This is a genomic window from Peribacillus sp. NPDC076916 (genome assembly GCF_050269675.1).
GTDB classification, from domain to species: Bacteria; Bacillota; Bacilli; order Bacillales; family DSM-1321; genus Peribacillus; species Peribacillus aracenensis.
Genome location: NZ_JBNNIU010000025.1, coordinates 1 through 26,979, shown reverse-complemented (window position 1 = coordinate 26,979; position 26,979 = coordinate 1). Strand labels below are relative to the sequence as shown.

The window sequence follows — 26,979 nt, the reverse complement described above, 5'->3', positions numbered from 1 at the left end:
GAAATGTTTGACTTGCTCATTTGCTTTTTTAATAGTGTGTGCTCACTTAAAATTTAACGTTGGCGCTTTGTTTTGTTCAGTTTTCAAAGAGCAATATTTTCCATCGCTTCTTTAGCGACTTTTTTAATTATAACACCTTTCAAACATAAAGTCAACAACAAGTTATCATTTACTTGTTTATCCTTTTTGTCTCAAGCGGTGTATTTAATATATTAGCACTCGCAAATAGATAAGTCAATTTAATCTTTTAAAATTCCGTTTATTTTTTTCATGAACCACTTTCTTTCTATAAAAGCCGGACTCTGCTAATGAATTATCAAAAAAGGAGGGCAGCTGATTATAGCTCCCCTCCTTTTATTAATGATTATTTATTGATGGAAATTACGTCCGCTTCTTCCCTATTTACATTTCCCGCCTTTTCAATCTTCACAGTTTCACCTTCGGAAAGGTTAGTAAAGACGATTGGCGTAATGATAGAGCTGGCATTGTTTTTGACATACTCTATATCAACTTTAAGCAGCGGCTGTCCACTTGTCACTTTATCTCCTTGAGCAACAAGCGCTTCGAAACCTTTGCCTTCTAACTTAACTGTATCGATCCCGACATGTATCAAGATTTCACGTCCAGCTTCGGAAACGATACCTATTGCATGTTTAGTAGGGAATAGGTTAACGATAGTACCGTCTACAGGAGAAACAACCACTCCCTCCTCAGGTACAATTGCAAACCCATCACCCATCATTTTTTCAGCAAAAACTGCATCAGGCACTTCTGTGATCGGTTTTAATTCCCCTTTAATAGGAGAAACAAAACGCTCGGAAACTTCATCCGTCCGTAAAGGTTTCGGGACGACATCCTCAATTTGCTTTTCCACGCCTACTTCAGGAGATGCTTCAACTTTACGAGGCCTTTTTCCATCGATGATATCTTTCATTTGTCCCTTGATAGTTTCTGAACGCGGTCCGAAGATTGCCTGGATGTTATTGCCCACCTCCAGAACTCCAGCGGCACCAAGTTTCTTCAACCTATTTTTATCAACGTTACCGATGTCATTGACTGATACACGAAGACGGGTAATGCATGCATCCAAGTGAGAAATATTTTCTTTTCCGCCCATAGCATCCAAGATATCTCCAGGAAGACTTCCAGCTGTACTTGCAGATCCTTCAGCTTCCTCATCCTCTTCCACTTCACGGCCAGGAGTTTTAAGGTTAAACGTCCTTATCGCAAATCGGAATCCAAAGTAATAGATAACCGCAAAGACCAAACCAACCGGAATAACGATCCATGCATTGGTTTGCGGATTAATTAAACCGAACAGTACGTAATCGATCAACCCACCTGAAAACGTCATCCCGATTTTTACGTCCAGTAAATGCATGGTCATGAATGATAGACCCGCAAACAAACAGTGAATCCCGAAAAGTACCGGTGCAACAAATAAGAATGCAAATTCAAGTGGCTCAGTAATCCCCGTCAAGAAAGATGTAAGTGCCGCAGAAGCCATCAAGCCCCCGACTATTTTCTTTCTTTCCGGTCTTGCTTCATGATAAATGGCCAAAGCCGCAGCTGGTAACCCGAACATCATGAATGGATACTTACCAGTCATGAAGGTACCTGCCGTTAAATTCTGTACACCATCTTTAATTTGTGCCATGAAGATGGCTTGGTCTCCTCTGACTGGCGTCCCCCCACCTTGAGGGATGTAGCTGCCAAATTCGAACCAGAATGGCGAATAGAAAATATGATGCAATCCAAAAGGAATCAACGCACGTTCTACAACCCCAAACACGAAAGCTCCCAGAGTCAGGTTAGCACCCAACATATTTTCGGAAAATGAATTTAACCCCGATTGAATCGTCGGCCAAACCAAAATCATCAACAACCCAAGAATAACTGCGCTTGCGGCCGTTACAATTGGTACAAAACGTTTACCTGCAAAGAATCCTAAATATGAAGGCAGTTCAATTTCATAAAATTTATTATACATAACAGCAGCCATGACACCGACAATAATACCGCCGAACACACCCGTCCCTAACGTCGGAATTCCCAGAACATTGCTATACACCGCACCATTGTTCTCAATGTCGGCAGCGTCAATCCCAAGAACGGTTCCCATCGTTACATTCATAATCAAGAACCCGATAATCGCAGCCAGGCCGGCAACACCCTCTCCGCCAGCTAACCCAATCGCGACCCCAACAGCAAACAACAAGGGAAGATTCCCAAAAATAATATTTCCGGCATTCTCCATTACCGATGCAACCATTTCCACTCCGCCACTCGCAAGAAACGGGGCGATATCCAACAAAGTTTCGTTTTGCAATGCATTACCAAATGCAAGCAAAATTCCGGCCGCCGGTAAAATGGCTACAGGAAGCATCAAAGCTTTTCCGATTTTTTGCAAAACACCAAACAACTTCTTAAACATAGGCTTTCCTCCTCTTTACTGTTTTTTCCACGCTAATAAAACGGTTACATTAAACGATGGTATTCATCTTCCCACGCATCAGAATTCAAATACAAAAAAGGCATAAGCAAAGATAGGATTGAAATGAAAATTCAGGTATATAATACCCTCTTTCATAACAATCATTCTCCTCACTTATGCCTGATCGAATCAGTAACACGTAAGTTAATGTTCTTTTATTTTATTTTCTTTTGTAATCGTTGGATATGCATCGTTAAATAGACAGCTTCCGCATCACAAACCGGTTTGCCTAATTTCTGCTGCATAATTTTTATTAGCTTCCAAGAGATATTGTAACACAGAGGATATTCTTCTTTCAATAGCATTGCTATTTTTTCGGGTTCCTCAACTTTTTCCCCAGCCAACACCCTGTCTATCATGAATCTTAAATGACGGACCAAACGTGAATAGTCTATGCTATCCTTATTAATTTGTACGTTGAGCTGTTCCTCAACGATTTGGATAAGATGATAGATTAACTGCGAATGCTGATTGACTTCCGATAAGTCTTTATTTGATATTGCACTATGAATATGAAGCGTAATAAAACCGATTTCCCCTTGGGGCAGGCCTATGCCTGTCTTATCTTGGATTAATTCGATTACATCAACAGCAATATCATGTTCAAAAGGATAAAGGGTTATCGTTTCTTTCAAGAATGGGTTTTTGATAGTCATTCCTTGCGAAACTCGCTGAAGGGCGAACAATAAATGATCAGTTAAACCGACATGTATATGTTCATTGAGTTTCCCAGTTACCCGGTCGTTAATGAGATGAATGGATTCTATAATGGCAGCTTGAAGATTTTGATCGATCTGCGGCAAAAGTTTTTTGTAACTTTCCTGTTCCTTAACATTTTTCAGGACAAACGTTTTTTCCGCAAGTTCCGGACTTAACTCTTCGCCTTTCTTTCGGTTGAAGCCTAAGCCCTTTCCAATAGAAACAACTTCTCCATACGACGGATGAGTGGCAATCACCACGTTATTGTTCAAAACCTTTTCAACGATAAAACCATTCATTTTTCTCCCTCTTTTTTTCTCAAAGTCATCTCTATGCCCCATACAGGATAAAGTACTTAGTACTTAGTCCTTTTACTATACACGATATGAGCTTTCTCTTACAACATGAAAGAAGAGCCCCGAAATCGGGACTCTTCTTTCTTACTTGCATTATTACTTCAAGAAAATGAAATATAGCAGGAAGACGACTCCAAGACCCCACATGATCGGGTGAACCTCTTTAGCTCTACCTTTCATCGACATGGTGATTGGATAGAATATGAATCCGCAAGCTATACCTGTCGCAATTGAATATGTCATAGGCATCATGATGACCGTAAAGAAGGCCGGAACCGCAATTTCGAACTTTTGCCAGTCAATATTTTTAAGTGATGATGCCATTAATACTCCGACTATAACCAATGCCGGCGCAGTCACCGCAGATGTCACAACTGAAAGAAGCGGGAAGAAGAAAAGGGATAGGACAAACAGTAAGCCTGTCACCACAGCAGCGAAACCGCTTCGAGCACCAGCAGCAACACCTGATGTAGACTCTACATATGATGTCGTGGTGGATGTACCAAGAATTGCACCTGAAACGATGGATAATGAATCAGCAAGTAATCCTTTTCCCACTCTAGGAAGAACATTATCCTTCATTAGTCCAGCTTGTTGCGCAACGGCCACTAACGTACCGGCTGTATCAAAGAAAGCTACGAACAAAAAGGTCAATATCACGATTAGCATTTGACCAGTGAAGAGATCACCGGGATTTCCGAAGGCATCGAACGCAACCCCGAATGTTGGCGCTATGCTAGGAACGGCACCGATTATTTTCTCCGGCACCGGAACTTGTCCAAAGATCATTCCTGCAATGGCCGTGATGACCATACCTATGAACACGCCGCTTTTGACGCCTCTCGTCATCAAAATGACGGTTACGACAATTCCGAACACAGCCAATAAAGTATTTCCTGATGTCAAGTCGCCCAGTCCGACAAGTACGCTGTCATCATTCGTTATAATTCCAGCATTCTGAAACCCTACAAAGGTAATGAACAAACCGATACCGGCTCCAACTGCGTATTTCAATTCGACCGGAATTGCATTAATGATTTTCTCACGTATTCCCGATAGGGAAAGCAAAACGAAGATTATACCTGAAATCAATACCCCTGATAAAGCCGTCTGCCAAGGAATCCCAAAACCAAGTACAACTGTAAAAGCAAAGAAAGCATTCAATCCCATGCCCGGGGCAAGCGAGATTGGATACCTGGCTATAAGTCCCATCAATATCGAGCCAATTGCGGCTGCTAAGGCGGTAGCTGCAAAAACCGCTCCGTAGTCCATTCTCAATTCATCCGGATAGTCCTCGATACTTTGTAAAGTCAGCATCACAGGGTTAACAACCAGGATATATGCCATTGAAAGGAATGTAGTTAGTCCGCCAAGTATTTCACGGCGATAATTAGTTCCCAGCTCGTTAAACCGAAAATAATTTTTCATTATGAGTCTCCCCTATCATAAAATCATAAGCCAACAGAAAATGCCCCATTCACTTTTGAACGGGGCTTGACTGCAGTCATGTAAAGAAGTGGCGGTTTATCCATACTCGCCAATCCATACACATCGTAGTCAAGCCGTTCACGGCAGCCTGGTAGAAACTTTTGGGCCATATCCCCAATATTATACGACAATTATGTTTTTTATTATTATAGGTATAGTGTACCAATCACTAAAATAATCGTCAATATACCAAACGAATATTTTTTATGCAATTTTAGGAAATGTTCGCTTTTCGCTATATATCTCTTACTTATTATGGCTATATATTCGCCAACATACGGGAAATGTAAGTAATCTACATATTCAAAAAAATGTTTTTAACCAAAAAAAATCAGTGAAGGTTAATTCCTTCACTGATTGGATGATTTTAATCTTCTATTCCCACTCGATTGTTGCAGGCGGCTTAGACGTAATGTCATACACCACGCGGTTTACATGGTTTACTTCATTAACAATTCTCGTTGAGATGATTTCAAGTACATCCCATGGGATTCTTGCCCAATCGGACGTCATTCCGTCAATGGATGTAACCGCACGGATTCCGATTGTATAATCATACGTACGCGCGTCGCCCATTACCCCAACGCTTCGAATGTTAGGAAGCACCGTAAAGTACTGCCAAATTTCACGTTCCAAACCATTCTTTTTAATTTCCTCACGTAAGATATGGTCAGATTCACGAACGATTTCAAGTTTTTCATCTGAAATTTCGCCTAATACACGAATACCTAAACCTGGACCCGGGAATGGTTGACGCCAAACGATTTCATCCGGAATGCCCATTTCACTTCCAAGTGCCCGTACTTCATCCTTGAATAGAGTGTTCAAAGGCTCAATCAATTTAAATTGCATATCTTCCGGCAGTCCGCCAACGTTATGATGCGATTTAATTGTTTGTGCAGTGGCCGTACCACTTTCGATAATGTCTGTGTAAAGTGTACCCTGTGCAAGGAAATCAATTCCTTCAAGCTTCGTTGCTTCGTCATCGAATACGTAGATGAACTCGTTACCGATGATTTTCCGTTTTTGTTCCGGATCTGAAACGCCAGCAAGTTTCGATAGGAAACGTTCTTTTGCATCGACCTTGATTACGTTCATATTGAAGCCTTCACTGAATGTTTCCATTACACCTTCAGCTTCCCCTTTACGAAGTAATCCATGATCAACGAAAATACATGTCAGCTGATCGCCAATCGCTTTATGGATCAATACAGCAACCACGGATGAATCCACACCGCCGCTCAATGCGCATAATACTTTTTTATCTCCGACCGTTTGGCGGATTTTCTCCATCTCAATTTCAATGAAGTTCTCCATTGACCAGTCACCTTTACAGCCACAAACGCCGAATACGAAATTTTTCAAAATGTCATTACCGTAAACCGAATGACGGACTTCAGGATGGAATTGCACGGCATACAATTTACGTGACTCGTCACTCATAGCCGAAATTGGGCAAGACGGGTTCGTCCCATCAACTTTGAAACCTTCAGGCGTTTCCACCACTAAATCACCATGGCTCATCCAGACGATTTGTTCTTTCGGCAGGTCGCTGAATAACTTAGACTCATTTTGAATGGAAAGTGTCGCTTTTCCGTATTCACGGTTTTTCGCTGGCTCCACCTTACCGCCAAAATGTTTAGTCATAAGCTGCATTCCATAACAAATACCGAAAATCGGAAGGCCCATTTCGAATATGCGTTCATCACAACCAAATGCATTTGCATCATAAACACTGTTCGGACCACCTGAGAAAATAATTCCCGTTGGGTTCATTTTCTCGATTTCTTCTACAGTAATTGTATGAGGATGAAGCTCACTGTACACACCAAATTCGCGGATACGACGAGTGATCAATTGATTATATTGGCTTCCGAAATCAAGTACTACGATCATTTCCTGGTTTTTTTGCAATTCTGTTTTCCCCGGCACAAACGTCACCTCTATCAATGTAATTCACTCATAAAATCGAGTGATAATTTCTTATAAAAAATATTATCATAAAAAAAGAAAAACTAAAAATCCACCCTCAAAAATACAGAAAAAGTATAGACGAAGGCAGATTTTCAGCTTTCCTGTTAAAATCCGCCTTCATAGTCAAATCATTTACGGTGATTCGGTAGAAACTTTCGATCCATATTATCGAGGATATATGAAGGATATATTAGTTTAAGTTAGTTTTTGTTATTGTATCAATATAATAAAAACCTGGTCAAGAGCTAGTTTTTCTCATTAAACTTTCCCAACCCTTTTGAAAGTGTTTCCATTCGCCATCTTCCACGTCTCCACGATATATCATTATCTCGTATTTAGCCGTTAATTCACTCATCTCATCCGTATCGTACACTGCATCCACATAGGCGGCGTACTCCCTTAAAGTTTGCCCCTCCGGACGAACCAAACCAGCTCGTTTTAACTGTTTCAATAATATTAAATAGGCAGTCGAGAAATGAGCACCGGTTTTCTTTCTATAACGAAGAATCTGCAGATGGGGAATCCACTTCCTTCTGAAGAAATAACCAATAGAAGCAAGTATCATTACACCTGACAGTGTGATGGCAGTCCATTTTAAGAACCATTCCATGTTCCCTGTTTTCAAGGGTGATCGAGTTTCCCTATCAGGTGTATCATGACGTTCCTTGGCCTCTTTCCTTGTTTGCTCTTTATTAATTGGGGTTTCTTCAGTGTTCTTCACTTCCTGTTTCCATTCCGAATCGTAAAATTCAACTTCCCCATCAAAACCCTTTGTCGGCTCGAAGGGAACCCAGCCTATCCCTGCAAAATAAACCTCGACCCAGGAATGCGCATTATTATTGGTCACCTTATAAACGGATTCGCCATCAAGGATTGATTTTTCCCCTTCCGTATAACCCTTTACCCACCTTGCAGGCATATTGGCGGCTCTTAGTAAAACGACCATTGCACTTGAAAAATTATCACAATACCCTATCTGTGTCTCGAATAAGAATTGATCGACATAATCTTGATTGCTCTCCGGATAGGGAATATCATCCTTAGAATAAATGAATTCAGGTCCGTCAAAATAATCCTCAATGGCTTTTGCTTTATCGTACCAATTCGTTTCATTCCTTATAAGCCGGGATGCCAATTCATATATCCGGTTTGGCAAACCCTCTGGAAGCTGAGTGTTTTTTTCCATTATTAAATCCATCGACCCGTCGGGATCCGTTACCTTCCTTAACTCAGCTATATCAAAACTCTGCATATCATAGCTAAGCTCATACTCTTTCAGGGAAAGTCGTTCGCCATTATCCTGTTCGGAAATAACTTTGTCCATTCCCTGATAATATTTGAAATCCTTCCCGTTTTTGGCCTCAATCTTTTTTAAATACCCGGATTGCGGATGAAGGATATGGGAATATGATTCCATCATGGACACATTTGCCGTCATTCCTTCTGTCCTCACCACTTCAGTAACGTCGTGAAGACCTAAAGATGCCATATCCTGTCCGTTGGAAAAAGTGTGAAAGTCCGTTTCCAGTATGGAATCCCACCCTTTACCGGTATAAATATCCTTGTTCTCAACTTTCCAGTAATGTCCTGCAGGAGCATTATTATAAAAAACGATGGAACTATCCGGCTCTATCGAACCGCCAAGCTCCGAATCGTCTTCATCATATCCCACACTTTTACGCTTCGAACCGCCTTCTTCTTTCCCCGCTTTATCAGAATAAGAAGTAATATAAGGCACCGGGTCCGGCCACTGCGGAGAGAGCTTCGGGGCAGCGAAACCAACAAGGACACTTACCAATATCATGCCGGTCAGCATCAAGATCCACTTATTGATGGAAGCCATCTGAAACTTGATCCTCTCCTGTATCGTCAGACGCAGCAGGGACAGCAGGCCTAGCATCAAGAAGCCGATGATGATTATTCTAATCATTGCCATATCCCCCGCATAAGGAGTGAATGTGTCTAGTACAGATATAAAAATCACCGTTAACATAAAAAAGAAAAAGATGCTTTGCCTCACCATCACCCAGTAATGGATCAAGTATGTTACAAGCCAAAGAAGGACAAAAAATAACAACGTTCGAAATGGATTTGTGATCAACTCCCAATTCCCATCATATATGAAACCAAGATTGCCCTTAAAATCCGCTAGAAATCCTTTCAGCCATGACAATTGAAATAAAGCGTCGTTTGAATGGAGGAACTGTAATGAAATCATTATATAAGCACTATTGAGAATAACTCGGATTGACCAATGTAGGCGGAAATAATGCAGCAGCAGGGAAAAGAGCAAAAATAAAATAAAAATGATGATATTACCTGTATCGGTGAGTTTATCGACAGGCCTTAACCATTCAGTAATCAACAACAGACCAAATACATACATCAAGACATGCATGTATCCTTCCAACTTTTCGGTAGTGACATTCACTTTGCCATCACCTCTGATCTATCAAACTTTAGTTGGCCCTGTTCAAAAAAGCTAACCTTCATCCCCCTCGAAACAGCTGTAGAACTTGATAACCTTTCCTCATCAGTAAGATTTGCCTGTTTCTTAACACATAACATTAATCCCTGATTAGGCTGGAAAGCACTCAATATGTCCACCTTTTCTAAAGTTAAGTCTGAAACGATGAATATTACAGCAGCGTTTGCCGGAAGAATTCCCTTCCTGACATTTTCATTTAATGCGTTTACAACACTCGGCTCTTCTTTAACAAGTCTGTAAAAAATCTTTCGTTTCTGGTTATTGCCTGCTGCTGCCGGTATGATCATCCTCGACCCCATACTCACATACCCAATCTCCATGCCTTTCTTTAACATGGCGTGAGCAACGGAAGCCGCCATTACAATGGATTCTTCGAATAAATCCGACGGCTTTACATCAAGCATGATGAATACATCCCGGTTTTTCTGCACTTCGAATTCCTTCGTCATGATTTCACTCGTTCTGGCCGTCGCCTTCCAATTAATCCATGACAACTGATCGCCTGGCTGATATTCCCTTACTCCGGATATCACTGAATGTTCCCGTTGTGTTTTCTTTGTTGAAACCACTGCCCCCTGATTGAACACTCGATCAATATCACTGTAGGCAAGCTCATGATAACGAGGAAAAACAGTTATTTTCAGAGGTGAACTATATATCGCTTCCTTTTCGACTAACCCGAAAAAATCCCCAACCCAAAAGCGGATCGATTGAAATGAATGCTCTCCACGCTCCATGTCTTCCAAGGTATATGACATGCTGAAGGTACGCCTGAATCCCGGAAAGATAATGACTTTCCTTTGGAATCCCCTATCTTCCAGACGCTGAGGGAATTCCTCCTCTACCACCATAAATAATAGGGGCAGCCGGTTTTTACGGATAAACGTCAATGCTATTTCAACAGATTCGCCGGCCTGGCATTCCCTTTTATTGACCTTTCTCTCAACGATCAAATCATGCAGCGGATAAAACAGCAGAATCAAAGCGTACACAGAAAACGGCAAAAATGAATAAAAAATGAACCAACTGACAAAACCACCTTGAAACATTGCATAGCAAAAGGAAACGGTCATGAGTAATACAAGTCCGACCACACTCATATTTCCCCTTAAAATGTTGATGAATTTGCGCATTAGGTCATAGCCCGCTTTACAGGCACCTGTGTTGTCGCCACAACTTCATGTATCACCATTCCAGCATCGAAGCCATCATACTTCGCTTCAGGTTTCAAAATAAGCCGGTGGGAAAATACGAATGGAACCAAATATTGAACATCGTCCGGCAGAACATAGTCCCTGCCCTGGACCAGCGCGTAAGCCTGGGCTGCCTTCATCAAGGCTATCGATCCACGCGGGCTTACACCTAAATAGACCCCTTCATGAGTACGTGTTCGATTCGCCAATTCAACAATATATCGTTTTATTGTGTCATCCACTATCACAGCTTTTACCTCAGCCTGTAATTCTATCAATTCATCCAAGGTGATGACGGCTTCCAGCTCATCAAGCGGTACCGTGTATTGAGCTCTATTAAGAACCTCTATCTCTTCTCCCACACCCGGATAGCCCATTTTCATTTTTAATAGGAATCTATCCAATTGAGCCTCCGGAAGCGGATACGTCCCCTCGTATTCGATCGGATTTTGTGTCGCCATTACGAAGAACGGCTTCTCCAATCTCCTTGTGACACCATCAATCGTCACGCTTGCCTCTTCCATGGCTTCAAGTAATGCAGACTGAGTTTTCGGCGAGGTCCGGTTAATTTCATCGGCTAAAATAATATGTCCCATTATCGGACCTGGCCTAAAAATGAATTCTTGTTCCTTAGGATTGAAGATCGAAACACCAGTAACATCAGAAGGAAGTAAATCAGGTGTGAATTGAATTCTCTTAAAGCTTGCACCTATAGATTTTGCTAGTGCCCTTACCATGACTGTCTTCCCCACGCCCGGAACATCCTCCAATAAAACATGTCCACCGGAAAGGAGTGCCACGATACTTAGTTCTGCTATATCCCGTTTTCCGATAATCACCTTTTCGATATTCCCCAGAACCATTTCCAGTTTTTGATTGACTTGCTTATAATTCATTCTCTACCTCCCGGGATTCACAGTATCACCATTATTTCATACCTTTTCTATATCAAAATTTTACATTAAGCACCAATTAAACCTTACATTGTAAGTTTACTAGATATTCGGTAAACCATAAACGAATTTGTCTAAAAATATTAATGCAGTCTATTGAAAAAGGTATGGTAAACTGTTGCTAAGTGAATATGAATCTTGCAGAAAATGGTGCTGCATTGTCAGCTTAATAGGGAATTCGGTTTAAAACCGAAGCTGTTTCCGCAACTGTAAGTGCTAATGAAATAAGATGTTTACCACTATTTGAGGATGTAATCGCTCGCCGACTACCGGCCATTTAACCCAAATGGGAAGGTTCTTAGAGTAAAATGACGCACAAGCCAGGAGACCTGCCTTTTTTCATCGTATTATGCTCTTCGGAAGATAGGAGATTGTACGGCTCTCCCATCTTTTTCTACTACAGATATATAGATGCCCGAAGCCGACCAAAACTCTTGGTCGGCTATTTGTCTTGCTGGGAAAAGCAATACGGAGGTCATTCACCCAATACGTAAAAGGAGGAAGATTTATGGCAAAGAAAGACTTTCGTTTTTTATGCTACCCATACATGCGTGAGTCAGTATCGACCGTCGATTTTGAAATCCGCACAGACTCATTGACGACACAGATCGGCTTGGCCGCCTCGCTTACTGAGGACGTCCCCGATGTATACCATGACTTAATGGAATTATTGCCCATGGTTTACCATTTAAACGGCTCAGTCCGTGGGATTTTAGCCATTACCGGCGATGATCTCGACCGCTTAAGTGCAATCTACGACCGATATGTCGCTGAAGTGAGGGATCGAATCGAAACATTCGTCCTTCCACAAGGATCAACCGCAGCATGTACTTTGCATACTTGCCGCAGTGAGGCCAAAAAGTCCGTGCGAGCTTTACTCAAGGTAAGTCTAGAAAAGGAAATTCCAGGAATTCTTTTTGATTACGCTCACTTGCTTGCAAATGTATTATTCGTGATGGCAGTCTACGTCAATAAGCAACAGGGGATCAAGGAGATTCCTTTTATAAGTAAATCATACCCAACCAAACCAATGAAAAAGAAAACGGAGGAATAAATAATGAAGAGAACCCTAGGATTCAGTTGGATTTCCATGCTGATGCTTACGCTTTTCCTCACCGGATGCGGAGTGAACGATGATCAATCCTCAAAGGATAATAAAGATAGTAAAAAGGTCGAAGAAATCAAGGACTATACCGTTACGGATGATTCTGGTAAAAAAATAAAATTCGAGAAAATCCCGGAAAAGGTCGTTTCACTTCAGCCAAGCAATACTGAAATCTTATTTGCCCTTGAACAGGGTGATAAAGTCGTTGGCGTGACCGACTTTGATAATTATCCAGAGGAAGCGAAGGATATCGAACATGTTTCAGACTCCGTTAACATCAATGCAGAAAAAATCATTGCCTTGAAACCTGATGCCATCATCGCTTATTCCATTGGGGATGAAACGGCACTGAAACCACTTGAAGATGCTGGCATCCCTGTATTCATCATTAAATCTGCGGCAAATTTCGATGATGTATATGGTGATATCGGGCAGATTGCTAAAGTGATGGGTGTAGCCGAAAAAGGGGATGAATTAGTGAAAGATATCAAATCCCAAATTACAAATGTCGAAGAAAAAGTGAAAACTGTAGATGAAAAGGAGCAAACATACTTTGAAATTAGCCCTGCTCCGGAAATCTATACAACAGGATCGGAGACCTTCCAAAATGAAATTCTGGACACTGCCGGCATAAATAACATCTTTGATGACCAAAAAGGCTGGGTTAAAGTATCCGATGAAGAAATCGTCAAAAGGAACCCTAAATCCATCCTCACCACGGCCACGTATGCAGATGATGCCATTGGTGAGATTAAATCGCGTAAGGGCTGGGAAGATATCGATGCGGTGAAGAACGATGAAGTCCATTTACTTGATGAAAATATCATGTCACGTCCTGGACCAAGGATCGGGGAAGCTGTTGAACTCGCAGCAAAGACTGTCTATCCTGACTTGTTCAAATAACACGATAAGAGGATGCGCCAATTAATCGGTGCATCTAAGTTTGTAGTCAAAAGGGGTTCGGAATTAAAAAATTCCGAACCCCTTTTAGAAACACCAATTTTGGCCAGGTTTAAGAGAATTAGGCTCTACGATCGACTATGTTAAGCCATTTTTGAACCTTGCCATGTCCTATGGGCCATCTTCTTTTAATTATTGAAAGCGAAATGAGCATCGTCGTCTGTATCGACTATTTTTAAGTCCCCTTAATGTAATCCAACGAATACCATGCTTTTCATTTGCATCTGCGAATACATGCCAAATTGTTTTTTTGTATTTCGGATATCCATTTTTTACACCATGATGATTACGCAGATGATATGCATCTGACACATATGCCCGCCAGTCCTCAGGTATGGTTACTATCTAAATGTTATAACAAAGTTGATTGAAGAGAAAGGTACGAGACTCCTGCTTAGAAATGCGCGCCTAAGGAGACCCAGCAGGCGCAAGCCGAGGAGGCTCCCTGACCACCCGCGAAAAGCGAGTTTCCTTAGCGGAAATCAACGTCCAAATTGTACAAGCCATAAAAAAACGGCAGGCAAACTCCAATAAATGGTCCACCTTTTCATAATTTTCCGCACCGATATCTGGACATTGAAGCCACGCCCCACCGATCTGTACATTTTAAGGAAACCTCATTTCTGTCTTGTTTATGCTAAAATGAACGCAATCCACTCATAAAATATAAGAGGTACTGATCATGTATAAAAAATTTTTCATTTTAATCATCGCAGCCGCCCTTCTTTTAGGGCTTATTAAAACCGTTATGGATATGTAGCAAAACAGCCCGATTCCAGACTTATGCCAGGAATCGGGCTGTTTTCATTTTCGATTAACATCTCCATTCAGCTTCCCCATTTTCGGGATAAGGATAAAAAACAAACAAACGACCAAAAGTGCCAAAACGATGCCGAGCAATATCGTCAAGTCAAAATTAAGGGAAGGCTCTATTTCTTCTTCGCTTCTCGTTCGAATGGCGACTTCCGAGAATAATCCAAGCTGTTCTGATTTTGAAGCGATGGTATTATTCTGATTCTCCATTACAGGAGACAGAAACAGTGAGTCCTTCACCGAGTCAACGGCATCATATTTCCCTCTTTCAAAAGTGAGGTCCTTTTGTTCTTCAGGCAGTTTCCGCTTCTGTTCCAACAATCCTTCTTCATGGAAATACTCCGTTTGAATATCAATTTCCTTTTCTTGATATTCATTGGGCTCCACCATAGGTTCCTCTACCGCCCCGCCATGAGGTGCATGGCTAAAAAACAGGATGAGCAAGACAGGCATTACATATTTATTCCACTTCATGGGCCATTGCTCTTCTTTCTGTAAGACGCTTCACTATATATGGAATGATCGTTGCAATAAGCGTCAGCACAATCAAGATGATACTAGCCGGAATGAATGCCGACTGATTACCGAATTGTATGGACATGTATACGTCCGCAACCGGGTGGTCTACATTGAAATTAGGCATGATTAAATCCAATAATGGAATGGTAAAGAAACTGATCAAACCAATCACCAGGATAGCACCGACAAACGGCCCAATCGAGAACGCTAGTCGGGTAAACGCTGCACAGAAGAATAAAAGCAGGACGGTGAATACGGTCCATTTAATCTCCTGCATATCTCCCAGCGGATAGATCTTCAAACCATACATGCTGATGATTAAACCTACGATCAGGTTCAATAAAGTAAACAAGGCCGCATGGACCATCATTGGAATGGTTTCATAATGATGCAGGAAGAAACCAATCAATAACCCAGAGATGAGAATGATCACCAACATGACGATTGGCGGAATATTAACCTTTTCCTGATGAAGGACTTCCCCGCTGATTTGTACGGGATTCGCTAAATATTCGTACACATACCCATTCTGCTGATCATCGACTAGAGTATTGTTCAAGACACTATATACGTCCGTCTTGATTCTTTCGGTTGAGTCCACATTTTGGGACCAATTGTCATTAAGCTGATCGGCCCTTTCCTGAACTGACCCCACTTTCGCTTGCAGGTCCGCTGTATCCTTCGTGACCGTGTCCTGTCGTTCCGCTACAGAATTGACAAGTTCGGAAATGAAGCCGACAGTTGTTGCCGTATTGTCTTGAAGTGATACAAACATTTCTCCATCAAGATTAACTGGAGGTTCAGCCTCCATTTCAGGAACTTCCATATGATCAGACAAATTGGCAGACACTTCTTGAGCCTTGCCGGTAATTGCCGCTAATTCAGCTAAAGTGGCTTTCTGCCCCGTTTCTACGTTGGCATCATATTCTTTCATATACCCCTTAATTGAATCTGAGAACATGCCGAAGTTCTCATTGACTCCTGCTAAGCTGGCTTTAACGAGTTTCGCTTCTTCATCTACGTTTCCGGAAACCCCATTTTTCAAGTTTTCCAATTCTTTTATATTAGCTGCAAATACCTTATCTACATTTGCTTCCGTGACTCTTTCAGCCAATTCCCCATAAGATGAGAGTGAACCGTAATAGGCAAGGAGGGTGGTTGAATCCCGATTGGTGATAGGATTCTCAAAGGCCCTCACCAGCACCGCTCGCCTTTCTCCCCCCACTTTTCCAAGAAGTGACTGTTCGAGAGTCTTGATTTCTGCTATGGCTTCATCGATTGTCATACTCTGGATGTCCTGTAATTTTTGAATATCTTCCTGTGACTTTTTCCATTGGTCACCTAAATCCTTATAATTCGTGCCGAGTTCATTATAATCAGCTTGTAATTGCGTAAACTGTGCCAGCAGCTCATTATACGAATCTACCAGTGTATTAAACTCAGTTATCACTTGGTTATAATTTCCTGTCCTTCCGTTTACCGTTCCGCTGAGATTATTGATTTCCGTTTGGAGTTCTGCTGTAAGGATGTTGATTTGTTCAGCAGCTCCTTCACTTCCTTCTGCCGGCACCAAACTTTCAAGTGCCGTGTTGATCCCAGTGATTTGATCCAGCAGTACCTGTAGCGACAGTTCATCAATCGGGTCCTTCTTTTCAGGTGCAGCAACCGATTCATCTTTGCCCGTTTCCGTTTCGATATCTTCTATAGGCGTCGTTCCTTCACCAATGACCTCCCCATCACCAGAGCTGCTTGCAAGATTTCCTCTTTGCACAAGCAAGGTAGACTGTAGGTTATCAAGACCCGCCTCTTCCGATTGTTTCAATCGTTCAATCGAGCTTTGTTGTTCTTGGGTGATTTTCGTAATTTGTTCTACTTGTTTGTCTTTCATGCTTGTCGAAAATTGTTCCAATTCATTACTGCTGGAATCGATCTTCTGCTGCATGATACCAACATTCTCACTAATGCCTTGATCATTAAGGCTGTATTTCGTATTCATCCCTTGCTGAATTTCCGGTATCGACTGGTTCCCCTCATTCAGCACCTTGTCATATGATTGAACACTCTCGTTGACAAGTTGCTGATTTTGAGCCGAAGCCTTCTCAAAAAGAATACTTTGAGCTTTTTGATATTCCTCAAAAGAAACTACATCTTCTACAAAGGAAGCCATTTGAGTCTTGGTGTTCCCTATTTCATCCATTGTTTCATTACTCGTTTTGCCAGCATCCTTCGTTTGGGTAAAGACTCCTTCAAGCATGTCCTTATGCTGCTTGATTTCGCCGGCAAGGCTTTCCGAGCTTGGAGTATAAAACTCATACATCGTGTTTTGAAAAGCGATTTCTTTAGCAAGGACATTATCGAACTTCTTACGGATGTCCTCTACCGATTGGGAAACATAGCTCCAATACTGTGTTGAAATATGCTTATTCATTTTACTCTTTGTCTTCTCTAATTCCTTTTGTACCTTTTCCATGTTCTCTGCATTCAAACTAGGTTGTACCTTGTACTTTATCCCCGCCTTGACAGGCTGTTCATCATCGAACGTATAAATATTCTCTGAAAAATCGGATGGAAAATATATAACTGCATCATACTTTTCATTTGCAAGCCCACTTTCCGCCGTGCTTCTATTAACCACAAACCACTGATATTCAGAATCCTTGTCCAATGTAGTAACAAGCTCTGAGCCCACGAAAATAGGATTATTATTAAATTCAGTGCCATTATCTTCATTTACAATGGCGATTTCACGAGAAGCCGTTTCTGTCTTTTTCATTGGATTTTGTCCAATATAAGAAAAAAACAAGATCGGCAGCGCTAAGATCACCAGTATTTTACCGATTAATAGCATCGGTTTTATTTTTTCAGACACTTTCTTGCACTCTCCTTCTTTCTTCACTTAGTGGTATTTGGATTTTACTCTCCTGGCCATTCAGCACAAAGTATCCGTAACCCGGCTGTATTTCTTCTTCTTTTCTTGAATAGGAGAGGGTATACAAGCTTTGGTCCGATTTTTTAATAAGCAAAACAGCCTGTCTGACTTGTTTCAATTCGGTAGTCAAAGAATCATACCCCTTCGTGAAGTCGTTGGCATTTCCAGCGACAATCAGACTAAACCCGAGATGGCTGTACTGTTTCATCAAACTGCTGATCCTATCCTGGATCCTGCCGTCTATCGTTTGCTGGATCCTTGAAATGCTATCTATGACAAACATGATCCGTGGGAATTCCAGTTGCTTCATCGGTTTATTTTCCAATGCCGCTAGATAACTTCGCTCACGTTCTTCAAAGATTTCAGAGATATGATCGAGCCATTCGGTTATCTGATCTTTTGTTTCCACATAGCTCACCTTCTCCTCTATAGCATAAGAGGATAGACCACGGTCAACTCCGTCAAATAAACCAATTTCCCCAATTTCCTGTGTAAGCATCGATTCCAAGAGCACTTTAAGTACATTCGTTTTCCCTTTACGTGACTGTCCTACGACAAGCAGGAATGGATTGGAATTCAACTCCACGAAAACAGGTGCAACACTTTCCTCTGAAAGCCCGATTGGAATGGAATCCTTCTTAATGGCTTGTGAGCAGTAACTCTTGAAGCTGCTGGAATCAAGATGTGCCGGTAACATCGGAATCGCCGGCGGTTTGGCTGTTTCCTTATATGTAACCTTATGTTCTGCCACGGCTTGTTTCATTTCTTCCAAGACGGCTATATCATCCGCACCATCGGCTGGTAGATAAACCTGCGTTAGATAGGTTTGGTCCTTTTTCACCAACGCCCTACCCGGAACAGGTTCATTTTCATAAGGGGTTCTCCCCAAAACTGAATATTGTTCCGAACTGTCCATTAAGTAATGGACGACCTTCGTCTTAAGACTATTCATTAACGGCTGGCGAATCGCATTGATTCTCGTTGCCGTTAAGATCATGAATATTCCAAGTGATTGTCCATCACGTGCAAACTGAACGAATTGCGCTTCCTGGTCTTGCATCTCATCCTTCACTAAGTCGAAATTGTCGACGACGATATAAATAATCGGCAATTTATCTTCCACTAATGCATTATAAAGCTTTATGTTACTAAGCTCCTTTTCTGAAAAAAGCTGCTTACGCCTTTCCATTTCCGCCTTCATGAATAACATGAACTTTTCAATTTTCCTTAACTCATCGAACCTGAAGTATTCCCCTGTATGAGGCAGCTGTCGTATTGGCAATAGAGCGCTATTCCCGAAATCGAAAATATAATAATGCAGCTCTTTTGGACTGAACTGATCTGCAAAACTAAAGAGAAATGTCAAAACGGTGGTTGATTTGCCGTATCCGGAAGAACCAAAAACCCCAATATTCCCATCTTCAATCCAGTTATATACATAATTTGTCTGGCTCTGCAATTCGGGCTCATCCTTCATTCCCAAGTGGAATTGATTGCTCGTCAAGCTTCTTTCAGCATTTCTCGATAAACGATTTGAAAGAGGCGGCAGCCATGGGCTTGCCAGCTTCTTAATATCCATTACTTCCTGTGTCGCCACAATTCGATCTGCCACGGCTTCAATTTCACTAATCTTTTCTCTCTTCTTATTAGTGATCTGTTCCGATACATTTGAGATTTGAACAAGGCCGAGGTCCGTGACAAGTGCCACTTCATCCTCAGATCCAACCGTATCCTCTAAATATGGTGCACCGCTCCACGCAGACTGGAACAATTCATAAACCTCGTTATTTCCTACCTGCAAATATCCCCGTCCGGTGACAGTAATATTTGCCGCATCACTATTTTTAAGAATTTCCTTACTATCATTGGCATCCTGCACTTTCAAGGAAATTTTAAAACGGGCATTGCTCCAAATCTGGTTATCAATTACACCGCCCGGCTTTTGTGTAGCAAGAATTAAATGAACTCCCAAGCTCCGTCCAATACGCGCCGTACTCACCAATTCACGGATGAAATCCGGTTCTTCGTTTTTAAGTTCCGCAAACTCATCTGATATCAAAAATAAATGCGGTAACGGTTCATCCGCTTTGCCTTCTTTGTATAAGTCCGTGTAATCGTTGATATGATTGACTTCATATCGATCGAACAAGCGCTGGCGTTTCTTCAATTCACTATTGATGGAGGCTAATGCCCTTGCACTGAAGTTCTTGCTTCCCTCAATATTCGTAATGACTCCGAGCAGATGCGGAATCTGCCTGAATGGCTGTGCCATTCCGCCACCTTTATAATCAATGAGCAAAAAAGCAACTTCATGCGGATGATAATGAACGGCTAATGATAGGATGTAGGTTTGCAGTAATTCACTTTTCCCCGACCCTGTCGTCCCAGCAACCAATCCATGGGGGCCATGGGCCTTTTCATGCAAGTTCAATTCAACCCTATCCGTTTTCCCTTTCAATCCAATGGGAACTGCCAAGGATTTGGAAGACTGATTGGTCCGCCAGTTTTGGCTAATAGGCAGATCTTCCACTTCACGAACTTTCAATAATTCCAGAAATGATACCGTTTCCGGTATGGAATTGTTCATGCCTTTTTGATGATCTAGTGAACGCAGCGTACGTGCATATCGCTCATTCCCTTCTTTTGAATGGGCATCAAGTTTAAAAGGAGTATGAACGGCCTTCGTTTGCTGGATAAGAATTTCACCTTCAAGATCATTTATATACTTCACAAGCGTATGGACATTTTCAGTCAAACTTTCTTTTGCATCCGCTGCAAAAATCGTCGAGATACCTAAATCGTCTGTTTTGCCTTCTAAATATTCCAATATGACATGCTCCGCAATTAAATTACGATCCGTGACAATAAAGACAAAATGGGGAGTAAATCTCACTTTCCCTTTGTTCTCATCCAAATCCCTTTCCCTCAATAGCTGATAAATCGAGGTCAGTATCTGGTCACGTGATTGCTCATTATATATAAAGCCTTTTGCATAGGCATGCGGCAATTGAAAATGAGGGAGCCATTTCATCCATTCCCATTCTTGGTAATCCTTTTCCGGAAAAATGGCCACAAATCGAACATCATGATAACTATGAAAAAAGGCCAGTTGCCCAATCAATTGTTGCAGCTCCCGTTTAACAATCGATTCCTTTCCGACCAGGCCCATCGATCCGCTTGATAAATCGATGGATAACGGAAGATCATCCAGGTTTTTGTATACATCCACCAGTTCTTGTGACTGCTCAAGTAAATCATCTATATCCCGATTGGACATATCGCTACTATTTACGGATACCTCATAACTTGAGGGTATGGTCGCCGTTCCGATCTTAAAGTGCAGGGCATCTTCACTTTCCAAAGTTCGCTCCCATATACGGTCGCTGATACTTTCAGTGAGAAGCTTCATCCTTTCAAAGGAAGGGTAATGATAGAACAGCACATTCTTTTGTGTCTCAGACAGATCTTGCAATTCTTCCCTCTTCTGTTCTAGATACCTTGTATATACACGTTGACGTTTTTCTTCTCTGAATTTTTGCTTCTTTTTGTCTTTAAAGTATTGTACCGTCGAGGTAACTAAAGTCGTTGTGAACATCACAATCGATATGATGATGAAAATGCCCCGAGGCTGAATGACCGTGATGACCCCCATGACGATTAGCATCATTAAAGGTGGCATAAGGATTAGCCATAACCCTCTATTATTATCTTCCGATTCCTGGCTCGGAAAAGATATTGTCACTTTCTCATCCGGCAATTCGTAGATCATCCTTGGTGTCCTGCGATATTGTGGATAGTTTTTTTTCATTTCAGAAATTGGCTTCTTCATTTTAGATAAAGATGTTTCATAGCTCTCGGCACAGTGAATCATCAATAAGTCGCCTTCAACCAACCTCAACACCATATTCGGCCAGCAAATCAGATCACCATTTTGAATGGGAACAGTCTTCGTCACCCTTTCACCATTCAGGAATATCGTGCTATTTTCCTTTGGCATGAGAAGCCACTGCCCTTTATGAAGCAAAAAGGAAAATCCATTGCCTGAAACTGGTCCTTCTTTACGGATAGTCGCTCCCACCTTGGCCGATAAAGTGATTTCCTTCAAATTGCCTATATAATAGAGGCTTTCTTCCAATTCCCCTGCTGTATAAAAAATCCCGACCGTTTCTTCTCCTTCATGAAAGGTGAAGCTTTGGAATGGCTTTACATCGCCAAGCTTCTTGTCCTCTCTAAACACCTCATATCCATCAAGTCCTTCATGTTTTTTTAGCTTGATGGAACCATGTTCAAAGGGAATGGAATAAACCGTGATCGTATCCTGTTTTGATGGGCCAATCGTAATTGGACCGTTATGATCGTCCTTGATCGTAAAGGATTGGTAGGTCTCCTTAGAATAAATCCATAATAAACTCATTAAATCTCACCTCCGCAAAAGGCCCATTGCTCACTCTTTGCTTTTCTCTTTTTCTTCAGATGATTTATTGGAGGAATCCTTGGAAGCAGATTCCTTTTCCCCTTCTTCTTTTACAGCAGGTTTTTCCTCCGCTGCGCCTTTATCCTCTATATTCGATTCTGTTGAAGGCTGGTTCTGATCTTGCTGTTCCTCCATTTGCTTTTGCAATTCCTTTATTTCCTTTTCATATTGGGACAACTCAGTATCGACTTCTTTAATTTGCGTTTCCTTTTCTTCCCCTGAAAGGTTATCGTCCAACTTAATTTGTTCTTTCTGGTTTACCAGCCCATACATAATCAATTCGCGATCCTCCATGATTCTCGCCAAATCGATCGCGTCCTCGTTCATGCCCCTGCCTATATAAATCCAATATAGGAGGTACTGACTATCGGTTTGCAATGTGATTGCATTTTCTACATTCTTCTTCCTGACATCATCTAATGGCTCATAAGTGACGTAGGACTTCGCCAGTTCATACTGAACGACATACGGCATTTTTTTCGGATCGTAGTTTTCCAAACGGTCAATGACTTCACTGTATTTTTGTTTTAAGAAGCTTTCACCGCTTGCTACATATGCTTCCTGCTTAGGGTGGGAGAAAAATAGTGTGTAAATCGTGAACAACAGCAGTGGCACTAGAACGATCACCGTACCCCAAAGTGTATAACGGCCCGTTTTCCATTTCTTTTCAGGGATATGCACAAATGCTTTTTCTTCCTTCTCTAAAGCATCTATCCGATTTTGAATGACCGTGGAAAGCTCATCCCATGTTCCCGATGCCAATATACTTTGTGATTCATTCGATAGTTTCAGTGTTTTATGGTAAAGCAGGTACTCTTCGAATGTATACTGTCCATCCACAAGCGCTGAAATCGTTGCCTTCGTTTCTTTAAATAGCTCATCTTGATCATTCTCATAAGGAGGCAAACTGTCTTTTACACCATAATGCAGGAAATATGGGGCCAAGCTTGAATCAAAAACGATATTTTCTGGACAGACGACTAGTTGCAGGCGACTCAATTCATGATTCCTGGTTTTCTTCAAGATTTGATAAGACGCTAACCATCTACTCAATGGATTTTTATCTTTAGCTTTTGAAAAAACAAAAAAAGAGGCTGGTGGATTTACTCTGATCTGCACCTCGTCCTCTGTCACTTCTATATGTTTCCGGAGAGCATCATCCGCTTCATGAATAAGCTGTAATTCCAGTGGGTCTTGCATCGATAGTTTTGCCCGTTGGAAAACGAACGAATGCCCCTTATCATCCCTCATCATTGCAGCTTCTGTTTTTTTCTCCAGATATGAGGATTTTTTCTCATCCATTTTATGTAACTCCTTTACCCCTGCTAAAGGGCTTTAGACTTTTTTCCTATAAAGAGTCCACACTTAACCCATTAAAGGATCTCAAGGCGGTCCCCCGTCGTAATTCCGCTATCAAGCAGGGTTTCATAACCTGAACATACGAACTCTTTATTCTGGACCCGCACCCAATAGCCTTCTTTAGGTGCACTGGCAATATCCTTTACCTGCCATATTATTTCCACAACCTTCTTGATGGAGCGGTAATTCGACACTTGCAAATCAAACACTTCCCCTGTATACCTGTTTAAATCGATCGTCAGTTGAATATATATGGAAACCACCTCTTTTAAAGCAAAAAAACACCACGATCTTCATAAAGAGTCGCGGCGCTTTTTCCTAGAAAATTCTTTATCTCATTGACCTAATGATTATCCGCGAATTTGACTAGCAATCTGATTATCTGTGTCTTCAAGGATTTGAGCTGATTTATTCAATTGTTGAGAAACTTCATTCAACAAACGTGCCATATCCATGAATGAAGGCTTTAATTCTTCGTACTGGCCTACGAAAGCCTCACTGGAAGAACCTTCCCAAATACCAGTTAAATGATCTCTCATTCTATCTAAACGACCAATCATATCCGTTACTTGTTGGCTTTCATTATCGTATTGTCTAGCTACATCTTTCAGTTCCGAAGGTGTTACACGAATTTGTGACATAGAAAAAACCCTCCTTTTATCTTATATAGTACATTTTAATAGAACCATACAATTTCTGCCATATAAATAAGCGCAAAGTCGAAAAATGGTAAATTATGATTATGCAAAAAAACCTAAATATGGCATTATGAAAGTCTATGTACCTGTTTTCCCAAACCTTCAAACCCATTTTTTAGTTTTTTTTTAACTTTTTACTTTTTTATGGTAAAAAAAGTTCCTTATACCTAATATTTCAGAACCATCATCCAATAATATGGTTTACACCATAATAATAGTGACTTTAGACTTCTTTTAGCCAATTAATCAAACGTTTGATTAAAACCTGAAATCAAACGTTTCCATACTGTTCGCCTTTAGAAATGACCGATCCCAAATCATTCAGAAATGGACATCCGATTGAACGGGGGACCTGCTTTACAAAGATACTTTGAACTGATTCCGCTTTTTTCGGCCTATTATTTCGGCGTAGGAATACGTCATATAGCGGGAATCGGTCTATCCAACAGAAACAGGCCATCTCTTCCCAAAGGTTTTGGAAAAGTGATGGCCTTTATAATACATGATTCAATTACGTTGCTTAGTCATATAACCCGTTCCAAAAAATGTTTCAAAAACCGACCACTTTCCACAGTAGTACAGACGCGGATTCCAGATTCGCCATCCTTTTGACCAATTGTCCTGCCTGTTTCTTCACCCTCGGTCACCACCTTGACGTTCATCCGTTCTGTATTCACAAAACTTGAATCAACCGCAACCCCGACAGCAAGCGGATCGTGAAGGGCGCAACCGCCCAAGCCTGGATGGGAATTTTCATATGCTTTCATATAATAATCGGTCATTTCCGCTAAAAATTTGGCGCTTTCCTTACCAGTGGCCCGCCAATCATCAAGCTTCGATTTCAACAGATATGTTTGGAGTGTCACATCAAGGCCCACTAGGGTAATTGGCAGTCCTGAAGCAAATACCTGATCAGCTGCTTCAGGATCTGATATTATGTTCGCTTCAGCATAAGGCGTTACATTTCCTGGTACGTTTACGGCACCGCCCATAATAACGACCTCTTTTACTAATGACATGATCGTTGGGGCTTTTTTAATCGCCAATGCAATGTTAGTCAGTGGTCCAACTGCAATAATCGTAATTTCATGCGGTCGGCTTTTCACTTGATCGATAATGAAATCTACTGCATTTCCTTGTGATGCTTTGATTGTTGGTTCAAACTGAAGAGTATTTCCTAACCCGTCTTCCCCATGAACATGCTTCGGATATTTCTTCTTCCTTCCGCGCACCAAAGTTTGGTCAGCACCTTCAAAAACCGGAATGCGCCTATTTAATTTTTCCAAAACGGCAAGTGTATTGCGGGTCGATTCAACAACGGGCACGTTACCAAAGCAAGTGGTGAATCCGAGCACTTCCAATTCCGGAGAATTTAAAGCATATGCCATTGCCATGGCATCATCAATCCCAGTATCAACATCAAATATGATTGGTTTCAATATTTCCACACCTTCCAAAATCACTTTTTGAGAGCTTTTCAATAAAGAAATAACAAATTGATTGCCCTCTCTTTTCTCTTTCTTATGTATCACGAAACACTGTTTTCCAATTGAATTTTAACATTCAACGATAGGCAGTTCCACAGAAAGTTAGGAATACTCTTAATTCGCAAACAATTGACAATGCTAGCCCCTTCTTGTATCGACCGGTAATAATAGTTGACCGCTCATAAATATGAATGATATAAAAAGTGAAAAGAAGAAATTATATCCTAGTAGTGACCAATTCCTCATCAACTTGTTCAATACTATTACGTCTACTACAAAAGCAGTTTGAATACTCGCGTTTCGAATTTATGATATCCAAGGTGGAAAAAGGATGAAAATGTTTAAGTTGATTGAAGATGTTCCTTCTGCATATAAAAAAGGAACAAATTTCTTTTTAATATCACATTCAGAATTCATTGGCGTGAAAAGTTATGTATTACTGGCTGAAGATTTGAAAGGAAAGATCGAAGTAACGGAAGAGGAATTGAGGAGTAAATTCGTTTCCATCCATTGATTTAAAAATCTCCATTTGGTTAAGCTGTAAGCAGCATAGCCAAATGGAGATTTTCCTTTGGAAGGCGCTGGGATCGAACCAGCGACTAAAAAACTGAATATGTGGAAGGAAAGGACAGTACATTATGGTGAATGTTTTCCTAATGCAACATAACAAACCTTATTTAATGGTCTATTAACGGGATAACTTTCATCATATTCTATCCCACACCAGGAGAAAGCATTGTTAAAGTCTATAGCAAATCAGATAAGTTCATTCCTATACTAGTTGGTACGGCTTCATTGGGCTGATTCTATATACCTCTACTTAGAACCAGAAGCTCCTTTGCCTTCCACTCTATTGTTTTTTGCTTCACACTATCGCCATATAATTCAATAAAAAAGAGAAGTATTGGCGTATAACGATGAAGCTCCACCAGAGTGAACAAATAGAATGTTATCCTCAGGCTTAAAGGTGCCTTTTTGTATTAAATCGAT

17 protein-coding genes, 1 pseudogene and 3 riboswitches are annotated in these 26,979 nt (G+C 41.2%); of the genes and pseudogenes, 3 read left to right on the top strand and 15 right to left on the bottom strand.

All coding sequences use genetic code 11. The annotated features are described in order from the left end of the window. Positions 1 to 364 precede the first annotated feature (364 nt). The 7 genes from ptsG to ACQKFG_RS27630 form a co-directional block, all read right to left on the bottom strand. Positions 365 to 2,434, bottom strand: coding sequence for a glucose-specific PTS transporter subunit IIBC (gene ptsG, locus ACQKFG_RS27660; protein ID WP_349730257.1), 2,070 nt, complete (start codon positions 2,432 to 2,434; stop codon positions 365 to 367). A 215-nt stretch (positions 2,435 to 2,649) separates the two neighbouring features. Beyond that, positions 2,650 to 3,492 carry a glucose PTS transporter transcription antiterminator GlcT gene (glcT, locus tag ACQKFG_RS27655; protein ID WP_353871383.1) on the bottom strand — a complete coding sequence of 281 codons (843 nt, stop codon included), beginning with the start codon at positions 3,490 to 3,492 and terminating at the stop codon, positions 2,650 to 2,652. A 153-nt stretch (positions 3,493 to 3,645) separates the two neighbouring features. Beyond that, positions 3,646 to 4,977 (bottom strand): NCS2 family permease, encoded by a 1,332-nt coding sequence (locus ACQKFG_RS27650; protein WP_063235528.1) that lies wholly within the window; start codon positions 4,975 to 4,977, stop codon positions 3,646 to 3,648. Between the two features lie 106 nt (positions 4,978 to 5,083). Further along, a riboswitch (purine riboswitch) is annotated at positions 5,084 to 5,185 on the bottom strand. A gap of 227 nt (positions 5,186 to 5,412) precedes the next feature. Next, the gene (guaA, locus tag ACQKFG_RS27645) at positions 5,413 to 6,969 is read right to left on the bottom strand and encodes a glutamine-hydrolyzing GMP synthase (protein WP_286182404.1); all 1,557 of its coding nucleotides are present in this window, start codon (positions 6,967 to 6,969) and stop codon (positions 5,413 to 5,415) included. Positions 6,970 to 7,111: 142 nt separating this feature from the next. Then, positions 7,112 to 7,213: riboswitch (purine riboswitch) on the bottom strand. Positions 7,214 to 7,249: 36 nt separating this feature from the next. Continuing rightward, the gene (locus ACQKFG_RS27640; RefSeq protein WP_427564252.1) at positions 7,250 to 9,442 is read right to left on the bottom strand and encodes a DUF4129 domain-containing transglutaminase family protein; all 2,193 of its coding nucleotides are present in this window, start codon (positions 9,440 to 9,442) and stop codon (positions 7,250 to 7,252) included. Then, positions 9,439 to 10,599 (bottom strand): DUF58 domain-containing protein, encoded by a 1,161-nt coding sequence (locus ACQKFG_RS27635; protein ID WP_427564250.1) that lies wholly within the window; start codon positions 10,597 to 10,599, stop codon positions 9,439 to 9,441. The genes ACQKFG_RS27640 and ACQKFG_RS27635 overlap by 4 nt, the downstream gene beginning before the upstream one ends. Before the next feature lie 32 nt (positions 10,600 to 10,631). Then, the gene (locus ACQKFG_RS27630) at positions 10,632 to 11,588 is read right to left on the bottom strand and encodes an AAA family ATPase (RefSeq protein ID WP_353871381.1); all 957 of its coding nucleotides are present in this window, start codon (positions 11,586 to 11,588) and stop codon (positions 10,632 to 10,634) included. A gap of 188 nt (positions 11,589 to 11,776) precedes the next feature. Beyond that, a riboswitch (cobalamin riboswitch) is annotated at positions 11,777 to 11,996 on the top strand. A 157-nt stretch (positions 11,997 to 12,153) separates the two neighbouring features. On the opposite strand from ACQKFG_RS27630, the gene ACQKFG_RS27625 reads away from it, so the two are divergent. Both ACQKFG_RS27625 and ACQKFG_RS27620 read left to right on the top strand, forming a co-directional pair. Beyond that, positions 12,154 to 12,699, top strand: a complete 546-nt coding sequence (locus ACQKFG_RS27625) for a hypothetical protein (RefSeq protein ID WP_427564248.1) — start codon at positions 12,154 to 12,156, stop codon at positions 12,697 to 12,699. Positions 12,700 to 12,702: 3 nt separating this feature from the next. Next, positions 12,703 to 13,653, top strand: coding sequence for an ABC transporter substrate-binding protein (locus tag ACQKFG_RS27620; protein WP_427564246.1), 951 nt, complete (start codon positions 12,703 to 12,705; stop codon positions 13,651 to 13,653). A gap of 861 nt (positions 13,654 to 14,514) precedes the next feature. On the opposite strand, the gene essA is transcribed toward ACQKFG_RS27620, so the two are convergent. The 7 genes from essA to ACQKFG_RS27585 form a co-directional block, all read right to left on the bottom strand. Next, positions 14,515 to 14,997 carry a type VII secretion protein EssA gene (gene essA / locus ACQKFG_RS27615; RefSeq protein WP_192207607.1) on the bottom strand — a complete coding sequence of 161 codons (483 nt, stop codon included), beginning with the start codon at positions 14,995 to 14,997 and terminating at the stop codon, positions 14,515 to 14,517. Further along, positions 14,984 to 17,911, bottom strand: a complete 2,928-nt coding sequence (gene esaA / locus ACQKFG_RS27610) for a type VII secretion protein EsaA (RefSeq protein WP_427564244.1) — start codon at positions 17,909 to 17,911, stop codon at positions 14,984 to 14,986. The genes essA and esaA overlap by 14 nt, the downstream gene beginning before the upstream one ends. After that, entirely contained in the window at positions 17,904 to 22,385 is a 4,482-nt protein-coding gene (gene essC / locus ACQKFG_RS27605) for a type VII secretion protein EssC (RefSeq protein WP_427564242.1), read from the bottom strand. The genes esaA and essC overlap by 8 nt, the downstream gene beginning before the upstream one ends. A 30-nt stretch (positions 22,386 to 22,415) precedes the next feature. After that, positions 22,416 to 23,747 (bottom strand): type VII secretion protein EssB, encoded by a 1,332-nt coding sequence (gene essB / locus ACQKFG_RS27600; protein ID WP_427564240.1) that lies wholly within the window; start codon positions 23,745 to 23,747, stop codon positions 22,416 to 22,418. A gap of 71 nt (positions 23,748 to 23,818) precedes the next feature. Next, the gene (locus ACQKFG_RS27595; protein ID WP_053537134.1) at positions 23,819 to 24,058 is read right to left on the bottom strand and encodes an EsaB/YukD family protein; all 240 of its coding nucleotides are present in this window, start codon (positions 24,056 to 24,058) and stop codon (positions 23,819 to 23,821) included. Between the two features lie 96 nt (positions 24,059 to 24,154). Next, entirely contained in the window at positions 24,155 to 24,445 is a 291-nt protein-coding gene (locus tag ACQKFG_RS27590) for a WXG100 family type VII secretion target (RefSeq protein WP_034306171.1), read from the bottom strand. A 581-nt stretch (positions 24,446 to 25,026) separates the two neighbouring features. Further along, positions 25,027 to 25,941: a nucleoside hydrolase gene (locus ACQKFG_RS27585; RefSeq protein ID WP_192207603.1), complete on the bottom strand. Its 915-nt coding sequence runs from the start codon at positions 25,939 to 25,941 to the stop codon at positions 25,027 to 25,029. Between the two features lie 379 nt (positions 25,942 to 26,320). On the opposite strand from ACQKFG_RS27585, the gene ACQKFG_RS27580 reads away from it, so the two are divergent. Further along, positions 26,321 to 26,503, top strand: coding sequence for a hypothetical protein (locus tag ACQKFG_RS27580; protein WP_192207602.1), 183 nt, complete (start codon positions 26,321 to 26,323; stop codon positions 26,501 to 26,503). Between the two features lie 371 nt (positions 26,504 to 26,874). Here ACQKFG_RS27580 and ACQKFG_RS27575 read toward each other — a convergent pair. Beyond that, positions 26,875 to 26,979 (bottom strand): annotated as a pseudogene (locus tag ACQKFG_RS27575) (D-cysteine desulfhydrase); the annotation flags it as partial.